The organism is Martinezella calliandrae, from assembly GCF_030272695.1.
GTDB classification, from domain to species: domain Bacteria; phylum Pseudomonadota; class Alphaproteobacteria; order Rhizobiales; family Rhizobiaceae; genus Rhizobium; species Rhizobium calliandrae.
The window spans coordinates 141,093-161,311 of sequence record NZ_JARFYN010000002.1 but is presented as its reverse complement, the minus strand read 5'-3'; the positions used below and the strand labels follow the sequence as shown (position 1 = coordinate 161,311).

The window sequence follows — 20,219 nt, the reverse complement described above, 5'->3', positions numbered from 1 at the left end:
ACGCTACCTCATGACTTGCCTACATTCTGCAGATTGGCGGTCATTGCGCGGATGACTTTGAGGGCCATTCCGACATCATCGTCCGAAATCCCTTGCAGGATATCCGCACGTACGCCGGTGGCAAGAGCCTCGATTTCCTCTGCCACCAACTTTCCTGAATCCGTCATAAATATCTGCTTGGCGCGCCGGTCCGACAGCACCGCACGGCGCTCTATGAAGCTCTGCGCTTCCATGGCATCGAGGATACGAACCAAGGTTGGGGTCTCAAGCTCGAGCTCATCGGCTAGCTCGCGCTGATTGATGCCGTCGCGCTTAGAAAGCTTACTGAATACCCGGGCTCTCGCCAGCGTCATGCCATGCTCGCGCACCAGGCCGTCAAACGCCGCTCTCAGCTTCCGATTGAAAGCGGAAAGCTCGTCGAACAGTTCTCGGCGTGGCTGCGCACCAGACATAATTGCTGCTCTATACTATTAGTAACCTACCCTATTTCAACGAAATAGCCGGGTTCTCACATCTTTTCAAGCGCGATTGCCAGCTTGCAGGATGTCACCAGGGGCGGACCGGGCTAAAATGATTCATAGTAGTCCTCGTATGTGATTCGTCTGTTCGTCATTGCGTTGCAAAGTAGCGACAAAGGCTTTTTTACTGCGGAGAGTTTGTCCCTGTGGATGAGTGGAACAATGTGAATAGGCCGGAGGAATTGATGCCGTGCGGCACGGCACCGCTCTTCTGCAATTGACCCTGACATCGGATCGTCGCAAACCATTCGGCACTCCAAAATACGAAGAGACGGAAAATGAACGAAGCTGCGCGAAAGATCGCCGCAATTGCTCCCGCCGAACCGCATTACCGCGAAGCGCCAAATAACATCGAGGCCGAACAGGCCCTGCTCGGCGCTATCCTCGTCAACAATGACGCCTATTACCGTGTCTCCGACTTTCTGAAACCCATCCACCTCTATGAGCCACTGCATCGAAAGATTTTCGAGGTGGCGGGCGACATCATTCGCATGGGCAAGACTGCCAATCCGGTGACGATCAAGACGTTCCTGCCGGCCGAAGAGAAGGTCGGCGACATGACGGTGGCGCAATATCTCGCCCGTCTGGCGACCGAGGCCGTTTCGATCATCAATGCCGAGGATTATGGACGCGCCATTTACGATCTTGCGCTTCGCCGGGCGCTGATCACCATCGGTGAGGACATGGTCAATATCGCCTATGATGCGCCGCTCGACATGCCGCCGCAGACGCAGATCGAGGATACCGAGCGCCGGCTGTTCGAACTCGCAGAAAACGGTCGCTATGACGGCGGCTTCCAGGCTTTTAACGATGCCGTGGCGCTGGCGATCGACATGGCGGCCGTCGCCAAGGAGCGCGATGGCGGTCTGTCGGGCATTTCCACGGGCATTCATTCGCTCGACAGCAAGATGGGAGGCTTGCAGCGCTCGGACTTGATCATCCTCGCCGGTCGTCCCGGCATGGGTAAGACCTCGCTTGCCACCAACATCGCCTATAATATCGCCGCTGCCTATGAGGGTGAGGTACAGCCGGATGGCTCTACCAAAGCGAAGAACGGCGGCGTCGTCGGCTTCTATTCGTTGGAAATGTCGTCCGAACAGCTCGCCACCCGTATCATCTCCGAGCAAACGGAAGTTTCTTCGTCGAAGATCCGCCGCGGCGATATCAACGATGCCGATTTCGAAAAGCTCGTCGCCTGCTCGATGATGATGCAGAAGGTGCCGCTCTATATCGACCAAACCGGCGGCATCTCCATCGCCCAACTTGCCGCTCGTGCTCGTCGTCTCAAGCGCCAGCGCGGCCTCGACGTCCTGGTGGTCGACTACGTGCAGCTTATGACCGGCTCCAAGAAATCCGGGGAAAACCGCGTCCAGGAAATCACCGAAATCACCACCGGCCTAAAGGCACTCGGCAAGGAGCTGAACGTGCCGATCATCGCGCTTTCCCAGCTCTCGCGCGCGGTCGAAAGCCGAGACGACAAGCGTCCACAGCTTTCGGACCTCCGCGAATCGGGTTCGATCGAGCAGGACGCCGACGTGGTACTCTTCGTGTTCCGCGAGGAATATTACGTCAAGAACGCCGAACCGCGCGATCCGGCCGATCCGAAATATGCGGAATGGGAAGCCTTGTTCGACAAGGTGAAGGGTACGGCGGACGTTATCATCGCCAAGCAGCGTCATGGGCCAACCGGCACCGTAAAGCTCGCCTTCCAGTCGGAATTCACGCGCTTTGCCGATCTCGCAGACTCTTCCTTCCTGCAATATGAAGAGCACTGACGAAGGCTGCCCATCGCATATGTGCGGTGCAGCACTTTCTCTTTCCATCGATGATCAGTATTTTGGCCGGAGCAGCATCCCTCTGGCCCTTTTTATTCAGGCGGCTCCATGACAGATAGTTTCGAAGACAATGACGCTTTCGCTTCTGCCGGTCTTAGGCTGACGGTCGATCTAGGCGCCTTGGTCGAAAACTGGCAGGACATGGCCCGCCGCTCCGGCAGGGCCCGGACCGGGGCGGCTGTGAAAGCCGACGCCTACGGCCTGGGGATCGAAGATGTCGGCGAGGCCCTTTATCTCGTCGGCGCCCGCGATTTCTTTGTCGCCACTGCCGACGAAGGTGCCACACTCCGGCTTTACGCGCCGGATGCCCGCATCTTCGTACTCTGCGGCATATGGCCGGGAACCGAGCGGCTGTTTTTCGAAAACGATCTTGTGCCCGTCATCGCCTCCGAAGAGCAATTGGCCTTCTGGATGTCGGTGCTTGCTGACCATGGCGACCATCCCTGCGCGCTGCAGGTCGACACCGGCTTCAATCGGCTGGGACTACGGGCTGAGGATGCCATCGCGCTCGCCAACGATGTCTCGCGCCCGGCAAGCTTTGCACCCGTCCTAGTGATGAGCCATCTCGCCTGCGGCGACGATGCGGCCAATGCAATGAACAAGCAGCAGCTCGAGGCATTCCGCGCAGTCAGTGCTGCCTTCGAGGGAATTGAAGCAAGTCTCGCCAACTCCGCCGGCATCTTCCTTGGCTCGGAATATCATTTCGACCTCACCCGACCCGGCATCGCCCTCTATGGCGGCCGGGCGGTAAACGGGACGGCGAACCCGATGCGGCCGGTCGCAACCGCCGAGGCGCGCATCATCCAGACTCGCTCGGCCAAGGCCGGCGAGGTAGTCAGCTACGGCGGGGCCCTGAAGCTCACTCGCGACAGCCGCCTCGCCGTCGTCTCGGCCGGCTATGCCGACGGCTATATGCGCAGCCTGTCAAGCGGCGGCGTACCTTTGCGCCACACCGGCCTGCCAGGCGGCCAAGGCTTCATCGCGGGCCAGCCGGTGCCCGTTGCCGGCCGCGTGACCATGGATTTGACGATATTCGACGTTACCGACGTGCCCGAAAAACTGGTCCGTGCCGGCAACTATATCGAGCTCTTCGGCAAGAATATCCTCATTGACGATGCTGCCCGCGCCGCCGGCACGATCAGCTACGAGATGCTGACCGGCCTAGGGCTGAGACATGAGCGGCACTACATCGCGCACGAGAGCGAAGACCAGAAGTCCGTCGGCGCCGCTTAACGCGCGCTGATCGCCAGGCGGACACCCAGCGCTATGAACAATGTTCCAAGCCCACGGTCCAGCCACAGGCCCGCGCTTCGATTGCGCCCTAGTGCCTCTGCAAGGCGACCACCGAGAAGAATGAGCGGCGGCTCGATGAAGGCGGCGACCACGATGATGAGGCTGCCGTGGAGCAAGAGCTGCGCCCAAACCGGCCCTGCGCCTTCAACGACGAACTGCGGAAGGAAGGCGAGAAAGAAAATGGCTACCTTCGGGTTGAGCAGCGAAACGAGAATGCCTTGCCGGTAGATGCGGCTCCAGGGCAATACCTTCCCCGCCTCCTTGATCCAGGCGCCGTCGCCCTTCGAGCGCAGCGACTGGATGCCAAGCCACATGAGATAGGCGGCGCCAGCCCATTTTACCGCCGAAAACGCGATCGCCGACGCCGCCAATATGGTGGACAGCCCGGCTGCGGCCATCAACACGTGAAGGCAGGCGCCGCTCCAGATGCCAAACAGTGCGGCGAAACCGGAGTGCCTGCCGCTTCTGAACGTATGGCCGAGAATGAAGGCGATGTCCGGCCCCGGCGACAGATTGAGGAGGGTGGCGGCCGAAAGAAACGTGATCCAATGCGCAAGCGTGTAGTCGAACATCCGTTATCACCGATCAAAAACCCGGCATAAAGGCTGACACAATCCCCGCTGATACGGAAATCATTAGTTTTGATAGGCCGGGAAAGACATTATCTGACAGCCGATCGCGATTCGCTGCGAAAAGCGAAGCATTTGAACTTTGAGAACAGCATCCGATGGCCAAAGCCCGTACACAATTCATTTGCCAGAACTGCGGCACAGTCCACAATCGCTGGGCCGGCAAGTGCGACAGTTGCGGCGCATGGAACACCATCGTTGAGGAAGATCCGATGGGCGGGATCGGCGGCGGCCCTGCGAAGACGCCGAGGAAGGGAAAGCCGGTAACGCTGACGACGCTTTCGGGCGAGATCCAGGAAGCGCCGCGCATATACACCGGCATATCCGAGCTCGACCGCGCAACCGGCGGCGGCTTCGTCCGTGGCTCGGCCGTTCTTGTCGGCGGCGATCCTGGCATCGGCAAATCGACGCTGTTGATGCAGGCAGCGGCCGCGCTTGCCCGTCGTGGACACAAGATCGTTTACGTCTCCGGCGAAGAAGCCGTGGCGCAGGTTCGCCTGCGTGCCCAGCGGCTGAAGGCGGCCGACACGGAAGTCCTGCTGGCGGCGGAAACCAATGTCGAAGACATTCTGGCGACGCTTTCCGAAGGCAAGCGACCGGATCTCATCATCATCGATTCCATCCAGACGCTGTGGAGCGAACTTGCCGAATCCGCGCCCGGCACGGTCACCCAGGTACGCACCGGCGTCCAGGCGATGATCCGCTTCGCCAAGCAGACGGGCGCCGCCATGGTGCTGGTCGGTCACGTCACCAAGGACGGCCAGATCGCCGGTCCGCGCGTCGTCGAACATATGGTCGACGCCGTCCTCTATTTCGAAGGCGATCGCGGCCATCATTACCGCATCCTGCGCACGGTGAAGAATCGTTTCGGCCCAACGGACGAGATCGGCGTATTCGAAATGTCCGACAGCGGCCTGCGCGACGTCCCCAATCCGTCCGAGCTTTTTCTCGGCGAGCGCAACGAGAAAGCCCCAGGTGCGGCCGTCTTTGCCGGCATGGAGGGTACTCGGCCGGTCCTCGTCGAGGTGCAGGCGCTGGTTGCTCCGACCTCGCTCGGCACGCCACGCCGCGCCGTGGTGGGCTGGGATTCGGCGAGGCTCTCGATGATTCTCGCCGTTCTCGAGGCACACTGTGGCGTTCGGCTCGGCCAGCACGACGTTTATCTCAATATTGCCGGCGGTTATCGCATTTCTGAGCCGGCTGCAGACCTCGCGGTCGCCTCTGCACTGGTTTCATCCCTGGCTGGTCTTGCCCTTCCCGCCGATTGTGTTTATTTCGGCGAAGTCAGCCTGTCGGGCGCCGTCCGGCCGGTTGCGCACACCGCTCAGCGCCTCAAGGAAGCCGAGAAGCTGGGATTTTCTGCAGCGCTTCTCCCCACCGCCTCCGCCGACCTGCCAAAAGGCAATGGCGGACGCTGGAACGAGATAGGCAGCCTGCCGGACCTGGTGGCGCGCATAGCTGGATCGAAGGGCGCGCTCAAGCGCGCCGAAGACGAAGACTGAGCCTTACTTCAGCCGTTCTTGACGGGGAGGGAGGCACATATTGAGGCCCGATGGCAGCCACGCTTGGCGCGGCAAGTCTTGGAGTGGATTATACATGCCCATTACGATTTTTGACGGTATTGTTATCGGCGTCATTTTGTTCTCTGCGGTTCTGGCCATGGTCCGCGGCTTTTCCCGCGAAATTCTCTCAATCGTCAGTTGGGGCGGCTCGGCCGTTGCCGCTTATTATCTCTATTCACTGCTCGTCCCCTATGCGATGCATTACACGGCAGACACCCGCATCGCGACGGTCGCCTCTGCCGCCGTCATCTTCCTGATCGCGCTGATCGTCATTTCCTTCATCACCATCAGGATTGCGGATTTCATCATCGACAGCCGTATCGGCGCGCTCGATCGCACGCTCGGCTTTCTCTTCGGCGCTGCCCGCGGGCTGCTGCTGATGGTCGTCGTCGTAGCCTTCTGGAACTGGCTAGTCGCGCCGCCCGCACGCCCAGATTGGGTTAATAACGCCAAATCGAAGCCTTTCCTCGATTCGCTGGTCGAAAAGCTCAAATCCGCGCTTCCAGAAAACATCCAGGCGATGCTCCCCGCCGAGATTCTCAACAAGATCGCACCGAACCAGCAGCAACAGCAATCGCAGCCGCAGGATGGCGACAACGGCTCAACGAACGATACGGCACCCTCCGACGATGCGCCTGCGCCGAAGACGAACAATTAACAGTGCGTTTACAGGCTTGACCCGCCGGGCGATAATCGCCATGTGAGCGGCACAAAATACGAAAATCCGGCCGGATATTCTTTCCGGCCGGATTTTCAGCTATTTTTGCATTTAGTCGCGACTGCGCCCCGATCCGCCCACGTTGAGAGCAAAGGCCTACAGCCATGAACCATTTCCTTTCCATCGAGGATGATATCGACGGCGACACGCTGCACGAAGAATGCGGTGTCTTTGGCATTCTCGGGCATCCGGACGCGGCGACGCTGACGGCGCTCGGCTTGCACGCCCTGCAGCATCGCGGCCAAGAAGCGGCTGGCATCGTCTCCTTCGATGGTCAGCGCTTTCATTCGGAACGGCGGATGGGTCTCGTCGGCGATCACTATACCGATCCCGCAACGCTGGCCCGGCTGCCCGGGGATCGTTCGATCGGGCATGTGCGTTATTCGACGACGGGCGAGACCATCCTGCGCAACGTGCAGCCGCTGTTTGCCGAATTGGAAGTCGGCGGCATCGCGATCGCTCACAACGGCAATTTCACCAACGGCCTGACCATGCGCCGGCAACTGATCGCCGACGGCGCCATCTGCCAGTCGACGTCGGACACCGAAGTCGTTCTCCATCTCATCGCGCGTTCCAAGCATCCCTCCTCCTCCGACCGCTTCATCGACGCGATCCACCAGATGGAAGGTGGCTATTCGATGCTCGCCATGACGCGCACAAAGCTGATTGCAGCTCGCGACCCGATCGGCATCCGGCCGCTGGTGATGGGCGAGCTCGACGGCAAGCCGATCTTCTGCTCCGAAACCTGCGCGCTTGACATCATCGGCGCGAAATACATTCGTGATGTCGAAAACGGAGAAGTCGTCATCTGCGAGATTCAGCCGGATGGCTCGATCACGGTCGACGCCCGCAAGCCGGAGGTTTCTCGGCCCGAGCGGCTCTGCCTGTTCGAATATGTCTATTTCGCCCGCCCTGATTCCGTTGTCGGCGGCCGCAACGTTTACGTCGCCCGCAAGAACATGGGCATCAATCTTGCCAAGGAAGCCCCCATCGAGGCGGATGTCGTCGTACCCGTCCCGGATGGCGGTACGCCGGCGGCAATCGGCTATGCCCAGGCAAGTGGAATTCCTTTCGAGCTCGGCATCATCCGCAACCACTATGTCGGTCGCACCTTCATCGAGCCGACACAGCAAATCCGTGCCTTCGGTGTCAAGCTGAAGCACTCCGCCAACCGAGCCATCATCGAAGGCAAACGCGTCGTTCTGGTGGACGATTCCATCGTGCGCGGCACGACCTCGGTCAAGATCGTGCAGATGATCCGCGACGCCGGCGCCCGCGAGGTGCATATCCGCGTCGCCAGCCCGATGATCTACCATCCGGATTTCTACGGCATCGACACACCGGATGCCGACAAGCTGCTCGCCAACCAGTACACCAGCCTGAAGGCGATGTGCGATTTCATCGGTGCCGATTCGCTGGAGTTCCTATCGATCGACGGCCTTTATCGCGCCGTCGGCGGATCCCCGCGCGATCGTGCGCAGCCGCAGTTCACCGACCATTATTTCACCGGTGACTATCCGACCCGCTTGCTCGACCGGGAAAGCACCAGCAATGTGCGCAAGCTCTCCGTGCTCGCCAGCAATGGCTGACATGGCGACTTTCGCCCTTCTCTTTCCCTAGTGCATTCGGACCAAGGCAGCATGAGCATAGATCTCAAGGACAAAATCGCCCTCGTTACCGGCGCGTCGCGTGGTATTGGTTATTTTACGGCATTGGAACTGGCCAAGGCTGGCGCGCATGTCATTGCTTGCGCCCGCACGGTTGGCGGCCTTGAAGAACTCGACGACGCCATCAAGGCAGTCGGCGGCTCAGCGACGCTCGCACCCTTCGACCTTGCCGATATGAACGCGATCGACGCGCTCGGCGGCTCGATCTTCGAGCGCTGGGGTAAGCTCGATATCCTCGTCGCCAATGCCGGTGTACTCGGCGTCATCTCGCCGATCGGACATGTCGAGGCGAAGGTGTTCGAAAAGGTGATGACCATCAACGTGACCGCGACCTGGCGGCTGATCCGCTCCGTCGAGCCGCTGCTGATGCGCGCAGACGCGAGTCGCGCCATCATTCTGTCGTCGGCCGCCGCCCATCGCTGCCGGCCTTTCTGGGGGCCCTACTCGGCGTCCAAAGCGGCCGTCGAGGCGCTTGCCCGGACCTGGGCCGGCGAAACCCAGAGCACGGCGCTGCGGATCACCAGCGTCGACCCCGGCGCCACTCGCACCGCGATGCGCGCGCAGGCGATGCCTGGCGAAGATCCGGAGACGCTGCCGCACCCCCGCGACGTCGCCCAAGCCATCCTGCCGCTCGCCGGTCCTGATGTCGCCGAAACCGGCAAGCTCTTCGTCGTGCGCGATAACAAGCTCGTCGACTACCGGATGCCGGAATAATCGGTCATCGCGGGCCGATGCCGGCTCTTGACCAATCACCCTAGTCGAGCGATAAAGCCGGCCATGAAAACGGTTATCTGCATTATCTGCCGGAAGATTATTCGCTAGCATTTCGCTGGCCTGGCCGTTTTCGTCTCCCAAAATCCAAGATGACAAACGTCCCGGCCCGCCGGTGACGGTATTTTTTGGATCTATGCCTTGGGAGAATGAAATGGGCACCGAGCCGCAACTGAAGTTTTACAACACGCTGACGCGCGAAAAGGTCGACTTCCACCCGATCGACCGCGAGAACGTCCGCCTGTATGTCTGCGGTCCGACGGTTTATGATTTCGCCCATATCGGCAACGCCCGGCCCGCGATCGTCTTCGACGTGCTCTTTCGGCTGTTGCGGCAGGTCTACGGCGAAAGCCATGTCACCTATGTGCGCAACATCACCGACGTCGACGACAAGATCAACCTGCGGGCATTGCGGGACCATCCCGGTCTGCCGCTGAACCAGGCGATTCGTCTGGTCACCGAAAAGACCGAGACGCAGTATCGTGAAGACGCGATTGCGCTCGGCTGCCTTGAGCCGACGGCGCAGCCTCGGGCGACGGAAAACATCGCGCAGATGATCGAGATCATCGAGAAGTTGATTGCCAAAGGCCACGCCTATCAGGCGGCTGGAGAAGTGTTGTTCGACACAAAATCCATGTCGGATTACGGCCAGCTTTCGAAGCGCAATCTCGAGGAACAGCAGGCCGGCGCTCGCGTAGCTGTCGACGCGCATAAGAAGAGCGCAGGCGACTTCGTGCTCTGGAAACTCTCGGACGAGAGCGAGCCGGGCTGGGAAAGCCCCTGGGGCCGAGGCCGTCCAGGCTGGCATATCGAATGCTCCGCCATGAGCGGGCACTATCTCGGCGATGTCTTCGACATCCACGGCGGCGGGCTGGACCTTATCTTTCCGCACCATGAAAACGAGATCGCCCAGTCGCGTTGCGCCCACGGTACCGACGTGATGGCGAATGTCTGGATGCACAACGGCTTTCTGCAGGTCGAAGGCCGCAAGATGTCGAAGTCGGAAGGCAATTTCGTCACGATCTACGAGCTGCTGCGCACCGATAAACTCGGCGGACGCACATGGCCAGGGGCGGTGCTGCGGCTTGCCATGCTGATGACGCATTATCGCGAGCCGATCGACTTTTCCGTGAAGCGGCTGGAAGAAGCTGAACGGCTCCTGGCGAAATGGCCGGCGGCGGATGTCGGCGTTGCCACACCGGATGCCGCCGTCGTGGCGGCCCTTGCCGACGACCTCAATACCGTCGCCGCCATCCAGGCGCTGCACGCTTTGGCGCAAGCGGCCAATGCCGACGCCGGCGTCCTGCCCATCTTCGCCGCCAGCGCGGCACTTCTCGGCCTGTTGCCCGAAAAGGTGGAGATCGATGACGCCGTGGTTTCGGAAATCAACAGGCGGGTGAGCGCGCGGCTGGAACTGCTGAAGGCCAAGAATTTTGCCGAAGCGGACAAGATCCGCGAGGTACTTTCGGCTGAGGGTATTCAGTTGAAGGACGGCAAGGATGCGGCGACGGGTGAACGGACGACGACGTGGGAGGTCAAGCGGTGAGTGCAACCTACACCGGCGGCTGTCACTGCGGCGCGGTTCGCTTCCGCATACGAGGCGAGCTCAAGGATGCGTCGATCTGTCATTGCCGCATGTGCCAGAAGGCCTTTGGCGCCTATTATGCGCCGCTAGTCGCGACGCGCGGCGCCGAACTCACGTGGACACGCGGCGAGCGGAAGACGTTTCAATCGTCCAACTATGTGAAGCGTGGCTTCTGCGCAAATTGCGGCACGCCGCTGAGCTATGAGGCGCCGGACGGCATCGCAATGGCTGCGGGCGCTTTTGACGATCCCCCTAAGCTGCCGCCCGTCGTGCAATACGGCGTCGAAAGCAAGATCGGCTTCGTCGATCGGCTGCATCGGCTGCCGGGGCATCGGACGGAAGAGGATGCCGAGCAGGCGCCCTTCGTGCTGAAGATCGTCTCCTACCAACATCCCGATCACGATACCCATTCTTGGCCACGGGAGAAGAACCATGACTGAAGCTTTCCGAAGCGGGGGATGCCAATGCGGCGCGGTGCGGTTTCGCATTCGCGGCCAACTCGGCCGCCCGTCGATCTGCCATTGCCGCATGTGCCAGAAGCAGTTCGGAAACTTCTTCTCCGCTCTGGTTACGGCGCCGCATGACGGCCTGGAATGGACGCGCGGCGAGCCCACCTATTTCCAGTCTTCCGTCAATATCGACCGCGGCTTCTGCAAGAATTGCGGCACGCCGCTGACCTATCGCCATCCCGGGGGGCTGGAGATCGCCATCGGTGCCTTCGACGAACGAGACGATCTGGCGCCGCGGATCCAGGTGAACCACTCCTCGCGCCTGCCTTGGGTCGAAACCATATTTGAGCAACCGGTCCATCAGGACCCGGATTTTTACGCACGGCAGGAGCAAATCATCTCCTTCCAGCACCCCGATCACGATACGGACGTTTGGCCCTCCGAAGGATTGAAAATATGACGGAAATATTGCGTACGCTTTATCCGGAGATCGAGCCCTATGCCTCCGGCCATCTCGATGTCGGCGATGGCCACGTCATCTATTGGGAGCGCGTTGGTACGCCCGGTGCCAAGCCCGCCGTTTTCCTGCATGGCGGACCTGGCGGCGGCATATCTCCAACGCATCGTCGTCTTTTCGATCCAGCACTTTACGATGTCACGCTGTTTGACCAGCGCGGCTGCGGCAAGTCGACGCCGCTTGCCGAGCTCAACGCCAATACGACGTGGCATCTCGTTTCCGATATCGAGCGGCTGCGGGAGATGGCCGGCGCAGAAAAGTGGCAGATCTTCGGCGGCTCCTGGGGCTCGACGCTGGCGCTTGCCTATGCGGAAAAGCATCCAGAGCGCGTCTCCGAGCTGATTGTGCGCGGCATCTACATGCTGACCAAGGCGGAGCTCGACTGGTACTATCAGTTTGGCGTCTCGGAGATGTTTCCAGATAAATGGGAGCGCTTTATCGCACCTATCCCGCCCGAGGAGCGTCACGAGATGATGCTCGCCTATCACCGCCGGCTGACCCACGAAGACAAAGCCGTGCGCATCGAGGCCGCCAAGGCCTGGGCGATCTGGGAAGGCGAAACCATAACCCTGTTGCCGGACCCCGCAACCAGCGGACAGTTCGAAGAAGCCGAATATGCGCATGCCTTCGCGCGTATCGAGAACCATTTCTTCATTAATGGCGGCTGGCTAGAAGAAGGTCAGCTTCTTCGCTACGCTTTCCGTTTGCGGGATATTCCGGGCGTCATCGTTCACGGCCGTTACGATATGCCCTGCCCGGCGAAATATGCCTGGGCCCTGCATAAGGCATGGCCGAAAGCCGAGTTCCATCTGATCGAAGGCGCAGGCCACGCCGTTACCGAACCCGGCATTCTCGATCAGCTCATCCGGGCAACCGATAGGTTTGGCGGGAAAGTTTGAACCCAAGAAACTCTCTCCCTGCCTCTTCGGCAGTCTTACAACAGGGAGATGACCAACCGAATAGGACAAAACCGGTTCCCGGAGGAAACAGAATGACACGCGAAAAAATCTATCTCTTCGATACGACCTTGCGCGACGGGCAGCAGACGCCCGGCATAGACTTTTCGGTCGAGGACAAGATTTCCATCGCCACCATGCTGGACGAATTCGGCCTGGACTATGTCGAAGGCGGCTATCCCGGCGCCAATCCGACCGATACCACTTTCTTCGATGAAAAGCGGACGCAATCGGCTTCCTTCGTTGCCTTCGGCATGACCAAGCGTGCCGGCGTTTCCGCCTCCAACGATCCGGGTCTTGCAAGCCTGATCCAGGCAAAGGCCGACGCCATCTGTTTCGTGGCCAAGAGCTGGGATTATCACGTCAAGGTCGCTCTCGGCTGCACCAACGAGGAAAACCTTGAATGCATCGCCGAAAGCGTCAAGGCGGCTGTCGAAGCCGGCAAGGAAGCACTTGTTGACTGCGAGCACTTCTTCGACGGCTACAAGGCCAATCCGACCTATGCGCTCGCTTGCGCCAAAACGGCTTACGAGGCCGGCGCGCGCTGGGTCGTGCTCTGCGACACCAATGGCGGCACGCAGCCGCCGGAAGTGCGCGCCATCATCGAAGCCGTGATAGCCGAGGGCGTTCCCGGAGACTGTCTTGGGATCCATGCCCATAACGATACCGGCCAGGCGGTCGCCAATTCGCTCGCCGCCGTCGAAGCCGGCGTGCGGCAGATCCAGGGCACGCTCAACGGTATCGGCGAACGCTGCGGCAACGCCAATCTTATCACGCTCATTCCGACGCTGGCCTTAAAAAGGGCTTATAGCGAGCGCTTCGAAACCTCGATCGATGCCGAGCGGCTCGTGGGCTTGACCAGCCTGTCACATGCCTTCGACGAATTGCTGAACCGTTCGCCCGAGCATCAGGCGCCTTATGTCGGTGCCTCGGCTTTCGCGACCAAGGCCGGTATCCACGCCTCGGCGTTGCTGAAGGACCCGCGAACCTACGAACATGTGCCGCCCGAGAGCGTCGGCAATTTCCGCAAGGTCATGGTGTCTGACCAAGGCGGCAAATCGAACTTCATCAACGCGCTGAAGCGGCGCGGTATCGACGTCGGCAAGGACGATCCGAAGCTCGAACGGCTGATCCAGATCGTCAAGGAGCGAGAAGCGTCAGGCTATGCTTACGAAGGTGCCGATGCCAGTTTCGAGCTCCTGGCGCGCCGAACCCTCGGTACCATTCCGGAATTCTTCGCGATCGACGGCTTCCGCGTCATGGTCGAGCGCCGGTTCGATTCTCATGGCCACGTAAAGATCGTCTCGGAAGCTGTGGTCAAAATCATCATCGACGGCCAAACCATCATGTCGGTTGCCGAAGGCGATGGCCCGGTCAATGCGCTCGACTTGGCGCTACGGAAGGATTTCGGCAAATACCAGCATGAGATCGACGATCTGGAACTGGCCGACTTCAAGGTGCGTATCCTCAACGGCGGCACGGAGGCCATAACCCGCGTTCTGATCGAATCCACCGACAGCAGCGGCGTGCGCTGGTGGACGGTCGGCGTTTCGGAAAACATCATCGATGCTTCCTTCCAAGCTCTGATGGACTCCGTCATCTACAAGCTGATGAAGAACCGGCATATGGCAGGCAAGATCGCGGCGGAGTAATCCGCCGCCTATCAAAATCCTTGACGATGCCGTCAAGGAAATGAATTGGCCCCGCAGCATGCGTTGGGGTAATCCCGTCGTAAAAGAAAATGGCAAGGCGGGAAACATCGATGGCCACCGATACGGTCGCAACTGATATCAAGAACCAGGACAGTCCACGCGGATTCGGTTTCGTGCTGACGGCCTATCTGCTCTGGGGCGTCCTACCGCTTTACATGAAGGCCATGGCGCATATTCCGGCCATCGAGGTCATCGCCCATCGCATTCTCTGGTCCGTTCCCGTTGCCGGCGCCGTGCTTCTGGCACTTGGCCGCATGGGCGATGTGAAGGCGGCGCTCAGCCACCCACGCACGATCGCCATGGCTTCTGTGACGGCGATGCTGATTACCGTCAATTGGGGAACCTATGTCTGGGCCATCGGCGCCGGGCATTCGCTCGATGCGGCGCTCGGCTATTTCATCAATCCGCTGTTCAGTATCGCGCTCGGTGCGTTGCTGCTGAAGGAAAGGCTGGCGCCGACGCAGATCGTTGCGATCGGCCTCGCGGCTGCAGCGGTCGTCATCCTGACCGTCGAAGCCGGATCCTTGCCCTGGGTGGCGCTGTCGCTGACCTTCTCCTGGGGCTTCTACGCCTTTTTCCGCAAGACGCTGCCGGTCGGGCCGAACCAGGGCTTCTTCGTCGAGGTGCTGCTGCTCTGCATCCCCGCCCTGCTCTACATTGTCTATCTGGAGGCGCGCGGCGAGGGCCACCTCTATCGTACCGGCCTCTCGGATATGGCACTTCTGCTCGGTTGCGGATTTGTGACCGCCCTGCCCCTGATGATTTTCGCCAACGGAGCGAAGCTCCTGAGGCTCTCCACCATCGGCATCATGCAATATATCGTGCCGACCATGGTCTTCCTTATCGCCGTCTTCCTGTTCAAGGAGCCTTTCGGCACGACTCAGATGATCGCCTTCTCGTTGATCTGGGCGGGGCTGGCGCTTTACAGCTGGTCGATGCTGCGTCAGAGCCGCGGGCGCTAACCACCGAACATGGTTAGCAAATCTCTAATCAGAGCTTTGCGATGACGGCCTCTTCGCCGCCGCGCGAGCCCACCGTTTCGGCGGCATGCTTGCGGATTGCCGGGATGATGTCGGCGACCTGGTCGATAACCAGTGGCTGCACGCGATGGGCGGTGTGGACGAAGCCTTCTTCCGTCATATGACGGATGAGCTCCATCATCGGATTCCAGAAACCGTTGATATTGGCGAAAACCATCGGCTTTTCATGGCGACCAAGCTGACCCCACGTCATGATCTCGACGATCTCCTCCAACGTACCAATTCCGCCCGGCAGTGCCACGAATGCGTCGGCGCGCTCGAACATGGTGTGTTTGCGCGTATGCATGTCAGGGGTTATGATAAGTTCGTCCAATTGGCCGAGCGAATGGCGCGTCGCTTCCATGTCGACGAGAAACTCCGGAATTATGCCGGTGACCTGACCGCCATGCGACAAAACGCCGCTCGCCACAGCGCCCATGATGCCCTTCGTTCCGCCACCGTAGACAAGGCGTAACCCGCTCTCGGCGATGTTCTTACCAAGCTCGCGGCCTGCAGCCATGTGGGAAGGATCGCGTCCCGGCCTGGAGCCGCAATAGACGCAGATGGATCGAATTGGCACAGAATCGTCAGTCATGAATGCAAACAACTATGCTGCAAATGCTCAGTCAAGAATTTTCAAAGGAAAACTTGCGCAAGAGCATGCAGAAATAGCTGAGAAAGCTTGTAAAAGCAGGCGAAATCGTTAGCAATTTCAAGAGCGGAGACGACTCCGCCGCTTGGAGATAAATGATGATGAAGAACCGTGCCGGATTGCTGGCTCTGTTGGTGCTGGTAATTGCGACCGCCCTGATGGTCTTCTTTGTGATGCCGCGCATCAATGGCGACAAGAAGTCGATCGGCGACGCCATCAATCAGGCCGGCAACGCGGTGAAGAACACGATTACGGAGAATGGGCAGAAGGCAGGCAGTGCCGCACAAAAGGCCGGCGAGGCAACCAAGGGTGCTGTCTCGACGGCTACCAATGTCGCTGATGTCGCCAAGAAGCTTAACGATCTCAGCAGCACGGCGGTTGCCTCTCTCACCGATCTCCAGGCGCTCTTCAGCGATGGCAAGGGGCCGACCGAAGATGTCTTCACCGCTGCCAAGACGAAGGTGATCGCGGCGCTGCATGCGATCGTCGATTTTGCCGTTCCTGAAGGCACGGATGCCATGACGACCGCCTTGGTCAACAAGGCGCATGATGGCGCCGGCAAGGCACTCGCCATCATTCAGTCACTTCCGGAGAACATCGCGGATGCCGTCGCTGCGATCGACAAGGCGCGGGCAGCGCTTGACGGCCAGACTGCGCCCCAGACTCAAGCAGCGGGACCGGCGACGCCCTCCTTCGATGTGCTACGTGTCGAGCCTGATGGCTCCACCGTCATCGCCGGTACAGCCGAGGCGAATTCCAAGCTGGAGATCGTCGACGACGACAAGGTGCTGACGACGACCCACGTCGGGCCGAGCGGAGATTTTGCCGTTGTGCTCGACAATCCACTACCGCCCGGCGATCATCAACTGGTGCTGCGTGCGACCGGAAAGGACGGCAAGGCCGTCACCTCCGAGGAAGTTGCCACTGTTTCGGTTCCGAAGGACGACAAGAGCCAGCTTCTCGCTATGGTTACCAAGCCTGGCACGGCAAGCCGCATCATCACCGCGCCGTCAGCCAAACAGGGGCGCGTCGCTTCGGACCTGCAAGCGCCCGGGGCCAATGCGCCCGCAACCGCCAACGACGGCAGCGCCAAACCGCAGGACAATACCGCCGTCGCCTCTACCAATCCCGCTGGCAATGCGGCGACCTCTCCCGCAGCGCCGACCGGTGGTGAAGTGCCTGAAGTCATGGTCAATGCAGTCGAGATCGAAAACGACCATATCTTCGTTGCCGGTACGACAAAGCCGAATGCCAAGGTTCGGGCCTATGCCGACGACAAGCTGATCGGCGAGATCGTGGCGGGGGCCGATGGTCATTTCGTCGTCGACGGTGTGATGCCGCTGGCGGTCGGCGACCACAGGATCCGCGTCGATGTCCTCGACGGCACCGGCAAGGTCGCGTTGCGCACCAGCGTCAATTTCACTCGTCCCGAGGGCAATCAGGTGACTGTTGCGGCGCAAGCACCAGCAGCTTCCAATACCGGCGGCAATGCCACGGCCACCGCCATGGTGCCCCTCGACGAAGGCGAACTTGGCAAGCTGAGGGAGGACACCGCCAAGGCTTTCGCCCTCCTGAAGGACCTGTTTGCAGATGGCAAGCAGCCGACCGCGGAACAACTCGCCGCGGCCCGCTCGGGAACGGAAATTGCCTTGAAATCACTTTCGGAATTCCGCCCGGCCATTGATGCCAGTGCGGCTCTGAAAAAGGCCGCCACCGATGCCTCCAATGCGGCCACCAGGGCGCTTGCGGTGCTGCAGGCGATGCCGAAGGACCCGAAATCTGTTGGTGATGCTTTGCCCAACCTCGGAGATATGCTCGCCGCCGTCACCAAGCCGCAGAATGCGACCCTGGCGCCGGCAAGCGTCGAAACCTCCTCCACCGGCGGCGGCCCCAAGATCCTGCAGCAGGCGCCGCTTTCGCAGAACACCAATGCGGTCATCATCCGCCGCGGCGATACGCTCTGGCAGATCTCCCGCCGCACTTACGGCGCCGGCGTGCGCTATACGACGATCTATCTCGCCAATGAGGACAAGATCAACAATCCGGACCGAATTCTGCCCGGTCAGGTCTTCGGCCTGCCGAAAGACGCACTGCCCAATGCAGAAGAACTGCATCGCAAGCGGCTTTCAGGTGGGCATCTCTAAGGACATAGCCTCTCGCAACACGATCAGCGCAATACGGCCAGGCGCAATCAACGCCTGGCCGCTGCTTTTACCTGACATAAAAATGGTATAAGCGTGCCGCCGACCCACATTGCCCTGTTCCTTACCCGACGGGGCCCTTCCAGCCAGGCTCCGCAAGTGCGCGCCGTTGCCCCGCTGGCTCAGATATTCGCCGGAGACGGACATGGCAGACCGCAAGAAGACCATATCGGCGGATTCCAGCAATCCATTGAACACCATCGTCAATCTCTGGCCCTATATGTGGCCGGCGGGCCGCATGGACCTCAAAATGCGGGTCGTCTGGGCAACGGTCTACTTGCTGATCTCGAAATTCTTCCTGCTGCTGGTCCCCTATTTCTTCAAATGGTCCGTCGACGCCCTGAACGGCAAGCTGGATATGCAGGGCATCCTGCCAGCCTTTATGGTCGGCGCGATCGCGCTGATCGTCGCCACCAACGTCACGCGCCTCATTCAGCTCGGCCTCAATCAGTTACGTGACTCGCTCTTTGCCAGCGTCGGTCAATATGCCGTGCGCCAGCTCGCCTACCGAACGTTCGTGCACATGCACGAGCTGTCGCTGCGCTTTCATCTTGAGCGCAAGACCGGAGGCCTATCGCGCATCATCGAACGCGGCACCAAGGGCATCGAGACGATCGTCCGCTTCACCATCCTCAACACACTCCCGACCTTCATCGAATTCCTGCTGACTGCCATCATCTTCTGGCGCGGCTACGGCTTTTCCTATCTTGCGGTAACTGCCGTCACGGTCTGGCTCTATATCTGGTTCACCGTCCGGGCGAGCGACTGGCGCATCTCCATCCGCCGCTCGATGAACGAGAGCGACACCGACGCCAATACAAAGGCGATCGATTCGCTCCTGAATTTCGAAACGGTCAAATATTTCGGCAACGAAGAGATGGAGGCCAGACGCTTCGATCAGTCGATGTCGCGCTATGAGAAGGCCGCCACCGATGTCTGGACTTCCCTCGGCTGGCTGAACTTCGGCCAGGGCTTGATCTTCGGCCTGGGTACCACGGTCATGCTCGTCATCTCCGGCTGGTCCGTCCTTAACGGCCACCAGACGGTCGGCGACTTCGTTTTCATCAACGCCATGCTGCTGCAACTCTCGGTGCCGCTGAACTTCATCGGCTTCGTTTATCGCGAAATCCGCCAGGGTCTGACGGACATCGAAGAGATGTTTGATCTGCTGGAAGTAAAGCCGGAGGTGACAGATGCTCCCGACGCCAAGGAGTTGGCCATCGATCACGGGGCCATTTCCTTCGAAGACGTGCACTTCGCCTATGACAGCGCCCGGCCTATCCTGAAGGGCATCTCCTTCGAAGTGCCGGCCGGCAAGACGGTCGCCGTCGTCGGCCCTTCCGGCGCGGGCAAATCGACCCTCTCACGGCTTCTCTACCGCTTCTACGACGTCCAGAGCGGCACGATCACCATCGACGGCCAGGATCTGCGTAAAGTGACGCAAAAGAGCCTGCGCAAGGTGATCGGCATGGTGCCGCAGGACACTGTGCTCTTCAACGACACCATAGCCTACAATATCCGCTACGGCCGGCCGGGGGCGAGCGAGGCCGAGGTGACGACCGCAGCGGAAATCGCCCAGATCGGCGATTTCATCCGCCATCTGCCGGAGGGTTTCGACACAAAGGTCGGCGAGCGCGGCTTGAAGCTTTCCGGCGGCGAAAAGCAGCGCGTCGCCATTGCCCGCACGGTCCTCAAGGCTCCGCCGGTGCTCATCCTCGACGAGGCGACCTCGGCGCTGGACACGACGACCGAACGGGAAATCCAGGCGGCGCTGGACATCGTTTCCAAGAACCGCACGACGCTGGTCATCGCGCACCGGTTATCGACTGTCATCGGGGCAGACGAGATTATCGTGTTGAAAAGCGGCGAGATCGCCGAACGTGGCACCCATGCCGCCCTGCTCGAGCAGAACGGCCTTTATGCGTCGATGTGGAACCGCCAGCGCGAGGCGACACAGGCCGAAGAACATCTGAAGCAAGTGCGCGAAAGCGACGACCTCGGCGTCGTCGACCGCCTGGCGCCCGCGAACTGAGGCAAACATGGCTTCGTCAAAGGTGCGCGGACCAGTTGTGCACCGACTGTTGTCACAAGGCTGAGACGACAGCCTGCTAGATAGGGGTCTCACATCAAAGGGG

General features: G+C 60.3%; 17 protein-coding genes. 14 read left to right on the top strand and 3 right to left on the bottom strand.

The features are described from left to right. Nucleotides 1-8: 8 nt before the first annotated feature. Complete coding sequence (locus PY650_RS02305; RefSeq protein WP_285877457.1) at nucleotides 9-452, bottom strand: MarR family winged helix-turn-helix transcriptional regulator; 444 nt, start codon at nucleotides 450-452, stop codon at nucleotides 9-11. 344 nt (nucleotides 453-796) lie between these two features. Here PY650_RS02305 and PY650_RS02300 point away from each other — a divergent pair, with 344 nt between their 5' ends. Both PY650_RS02300 and alr read left to right on the top strand, forming a co-directional pair. Next, nucleotides 797-2,293, top strand: a complete 1,497-nt coding sequence (locus tag PY650_RS02300; RefSeq protein ID WP_285877456.1) for a replicative DNA helicase — start codon at nucleotides 797-799, stop codon at nucleotides 2,291-2,293. Nucleotides 2,294-2,401: 108 nt separating this feature from the next. Further along, nucleotides 2,402-3,586 (top strand): alanine racemase, encoded by a 1,185-nt coding sequence (gene alr, locus PY650_RS02295; protein WP_285877455.1) that lies wholly within the window; start codon nucleotides 2,402-2,404, stop codon nucleotides 3,584-3,586. Here alr and PY650_RS02290 read toward each other — a convergent pair. Then, complete coding sequence (locus tag PY650_RS02290) at nucleotides 3,583-4,218, bottom strand: LysE family translocator (protein ID WP_285877454.1); 636 nt, start codon at nucleotides 4,216-4,218, stop codon at nucleotides 3,583-3,585. The genes alr and PY650_RS02290 overlap by 4 nt on opposite strands. 155 nt (nucleotides 4,219-4,373) lie before the next feature. On the opposite strand from PY650_RS02290, the gene radA reads away from it, so the two are divergent. The 10 genes from radA (at nucleotide 4,374) to rarD (ending at nucleotide 15,174) form a co-directional block, all read left to right on the top strand. Continuing rightward, complete coding sequence (radA, locus tag PY650_RS02285; RefSeq protein ID WP_285877453.1) at nucleotides 4,374-5,777, top strand: DNA repair protein RadA; 1,404 nt, start codon at nucleotides 4,374-4,376, stop codon at nucleotides 5,775-5,777. 94 nt (nucleotides 5,778-5,871) lie between these two features. After that, nucleotides 5,872-6,495 (top strand): CvpA family protein, encoded by a 624-nt coding sequence (locus PY650_RS02280; RefSeq protein WP_285877452.1) that lies wholly within the window; start codon nucleotides 5,872-5,874, stop codon nucleotides 6,493-6,495. 164 nt (nucleotides 6,496-6,659) lie between these two features. Continuing rightward, complete coding sequence (gene purF / locus PY650_RS02275) at nucleotides 6,660-8,144, top strand: amidophosphoribosyltransferase (protein ID WP_285877451.1); 1,485 nt, start codon at nucleotides 6,660-6,662, stop codon at nucleotides 8,142-8,144. A gap of 51 nt (nucleotides 8,145-8,195) precedes the next feature. Beyond that, nucleotides 8,196-8,936, top strand: coding sequence for an SDR family NAD(P)-dependent oxidoreductase (locus PY650_RS02270; RefSeq protein WP_285877450.1), 741 nt, complete (start codon nucleotides 8,196-8,198; stop codon nucleotides 8,934-8,936). Between the two features lie 211 nt (nucleotides 8,937-9,147). Beyond that, a complete protein-coding gene (gene cysS / locus PY650_RS02265; RefSeq protein WP_285877449.1) occupies nucleotides 9,148-10,539 on the top strand; it encodes a cysteine--tRNA ligase in 1,392 nt (463 codons plus the stop codon). Continuing rightward, nucleotides 10,536-11,018: a GFA family protein gene (locus PY650_RS02260; protein ID WP_285877448.1), complete on the top strand. Its 483-nt coding sequence runs from the start codon at nucleotides 10,536-10,538 to the stop codon at nucleotides 11,016-11,018. The genes cysS and PY650_RS02260 overlap by 4 nt, the downstream gene beginning before the upstream one ends. Then, entirely contained in the window at nucleotides 11,011-11,487 is a 477-nt protein-coding gene (locus PY650_RS02255; protein WP_285877447.1) for a GFA family protein, read from the top strand. The genes PY650_RS02260 and PY650_RS02255 overlap by 8 nt, the downstream gene beginning before the upstream one ends. Next, nucleotides 11,484-12,443 (top strand): prolyl aminopeptidase, encoded by a 960-nt coding sequence (gene pip, locus PY650_RS02250; protein WP_285877446.1) that lies wholly within the window; start codon nucleotides 11,484-11,486, stop codon nucleotides 12,441-12,443. Before PY650_RS02255 ends, pip begins: the two co-directional genes overlap by 4 nt. Before the next feature lie 92 nt (nucleotides 12,444-12,535). Next, nucleotides 12,536-14,152 (top strand): citramalate synthase, encoded by a 1,617-nt coding sequence (gene cimA, locus PY650_RS02245; protein ID WP_285877445.1) that lies wholly within the window; start codon nucleotides 12,536-12,538, stop codon nucleotides 14,150-14,152. A gap of 110 nt (nucleotides 14,153-14,262) precedes the next feature. Further along, nucleotides 14,263-15,174, top strand: a complete 912-nt coding sequence (gene rarD, locus PY650_RS02240; protein WP_285877444.1) for an EamA family transporter RarD — start codon at nucleotides 14,263-14,265, stop codon at nucleotides 15,172-15,174. Between the two features lie 28 nt (nucleotides 15,175-15,202). Here the strand turns inward: rarD and PY650_RS02235 are convergent, their stop codons facing one another. Then, nucleotides 15,203-15,826 carry an LOG family protein gene (locus PY650_RS02235; protein WP_107108105.1) on the bottom strand — a complete coding sequence of 208 codons (624 nt, stop codon included), beginning with the start codon at nucleotides 15,824-15,826 and terminating at the stop codon, nucleotides 15,203-15,205. A gap of 155 nt (nucleotides 15,827-15,981) precedes the next feature. On the opposite strand from PY650_RS02235, the gene PY650_RS02230 reads away from it, so the two are divergent. Together PY650_RS02230 and PY650_RS02225 are read left to right on the top strand one after the other, a co-directional pair. Continuing rightward, nucleotides 15,982-18,027, top strand: coding sequence for a LysM peptidoglycan-binding domain-containing protein (locus PY650_RS02230; RefSeq protein ID WP_285877443.1), 2,046 nt, complete (start codon nucleotides 15,982-15,984; stop codon nucleotides 18,025-18,027). A gap of 202 nt (nucleotides 18,028-18,229) precedes the next feature. Further along, the gene (locus PY650_RS02225) at nucleotides 18,230-20,116 is read left to right on the top strand and encodes an ABCB family ABC transporter ATP-binding protein/permease (RefSeq protein ID WP_285877442.1); all 1,887 of its coding nucleotides are present in this window, start codon (nucleotides 18,230-18,232) and stop codon (nucleotides 20,114-20,116) included. Nucleotides 20,117-20,219 lie beyond the last annotated feature (103 nt).

Excerpts from the sequence above, each read along its gene's own strand:
- PY650_RS02305 (WP_285877457.1), bottom strand. The coding sequence starts at position 452 with ATGTCTGGTGCGCAGCCACGCCGAGAACTGTTCGACGAGCTTTCCGCT.
- PY650_RS02300 (WP_285877456.1), top strand. The coding sequence starts at position 797 with ATGAACGAAGCTGCGCGAAAGATCGCCGCAATTGCTCCCGCCGAACCG.
- alr (WP_285877455.1), top strand. The coding sequence starts at position 2,402 with ATGACAGATAGTTTCGAAGACAATGACGCTTTCGCTTCTGCCGGTCTT.
- PY650_RS02290 (WP_285877454.1), bottom strand. The coding sequence starts at position 4,218 with ATGTTCGACTACACGCTTGCGCATTGGATCACGTTTCTTTCGGCCGCC.
- radA (WP_285877453.1), top strand. The coding sequence starts at position 4,374 with ATGGCCAAAGCCCGTACACAATTCATTTGCCAGAACTGCGGCACAGTC.
- PY650_RS02280 (WP_285877452.1), top strand. The coding sequence starts at position 5,872 with ATGCCCATTACGATTTTTGACGGTATTGTTATCGGCGTCATTTTGTTC.
- purF (WP_285877451.1), top strand. The coding sequence starts at position 6,660 with ATGAACCATTTCCTTTCCATCGAGGATGATATCGACGGCGACACGCTG.
- PY650_RS02270 (WP_285877450.1), top strand. The coding sequence starts at position 8,196 with ATGAGCATAGATCTCAAGGACAAAATCGCCCTCGTTACCGGCGCGTCG.
- cysS (WP_285877449.1), top strand. The coding sequence starts at position 9,148 with ATGGGCACCGAGCCGCAACTGAAGTTTTACAACACGCTGACGCGCGAA.
- PY650_RS02255 (WP_285877447.1), top strand. The coding sequence starts at position 11,011 with ATGACTGAAGCTTTCCGAAGCGGGGGATGCCAATGCGGCGCGGTGCGG.
- pip (WP_285877446.1), top strand. The coding sequence starts at position 11,484 with ATGACGGAAATATTGCGTACGCTTTATCCGGAGATCGAGCCCTATGCC.
- cimA (WP_285877445.1), top strand. The coding sequence starts at position 12,536 with ATGACACGCGAAAAAATCTATCTCTTCGATACGACCTTGCGCGACGGG.
- rarD (WP_285877444.1), top strand. The coding sequence starts at position 14,263 with ATGGCCACCGATACGGTCGCAACTGATATCAAGAACCAGGACAGTCCA.
- PY650_RS02235 (WP_107108105.1), bottom strand. The coding sequence starts at position 15,826 with ATGACTGACGATTCTGTGCCAATTCGATCCATCTGCGTCTATTGCGGC.
- PY650_RS02230 (WP_285877443.1), top strand. The coding sequence starts at position 15,982 with ATGATGAAGAACCGTGCCGGATTGCTGGCTCTGTTGGTGCTGGTAATT.
- PY650_RS02225 (WP_285877442.1), top strand. The coding sequence starts at position 18,230 with ATGGCAGACCGCAAGAAGACCATATCGGCGGATTCCAGCAATCCATTG.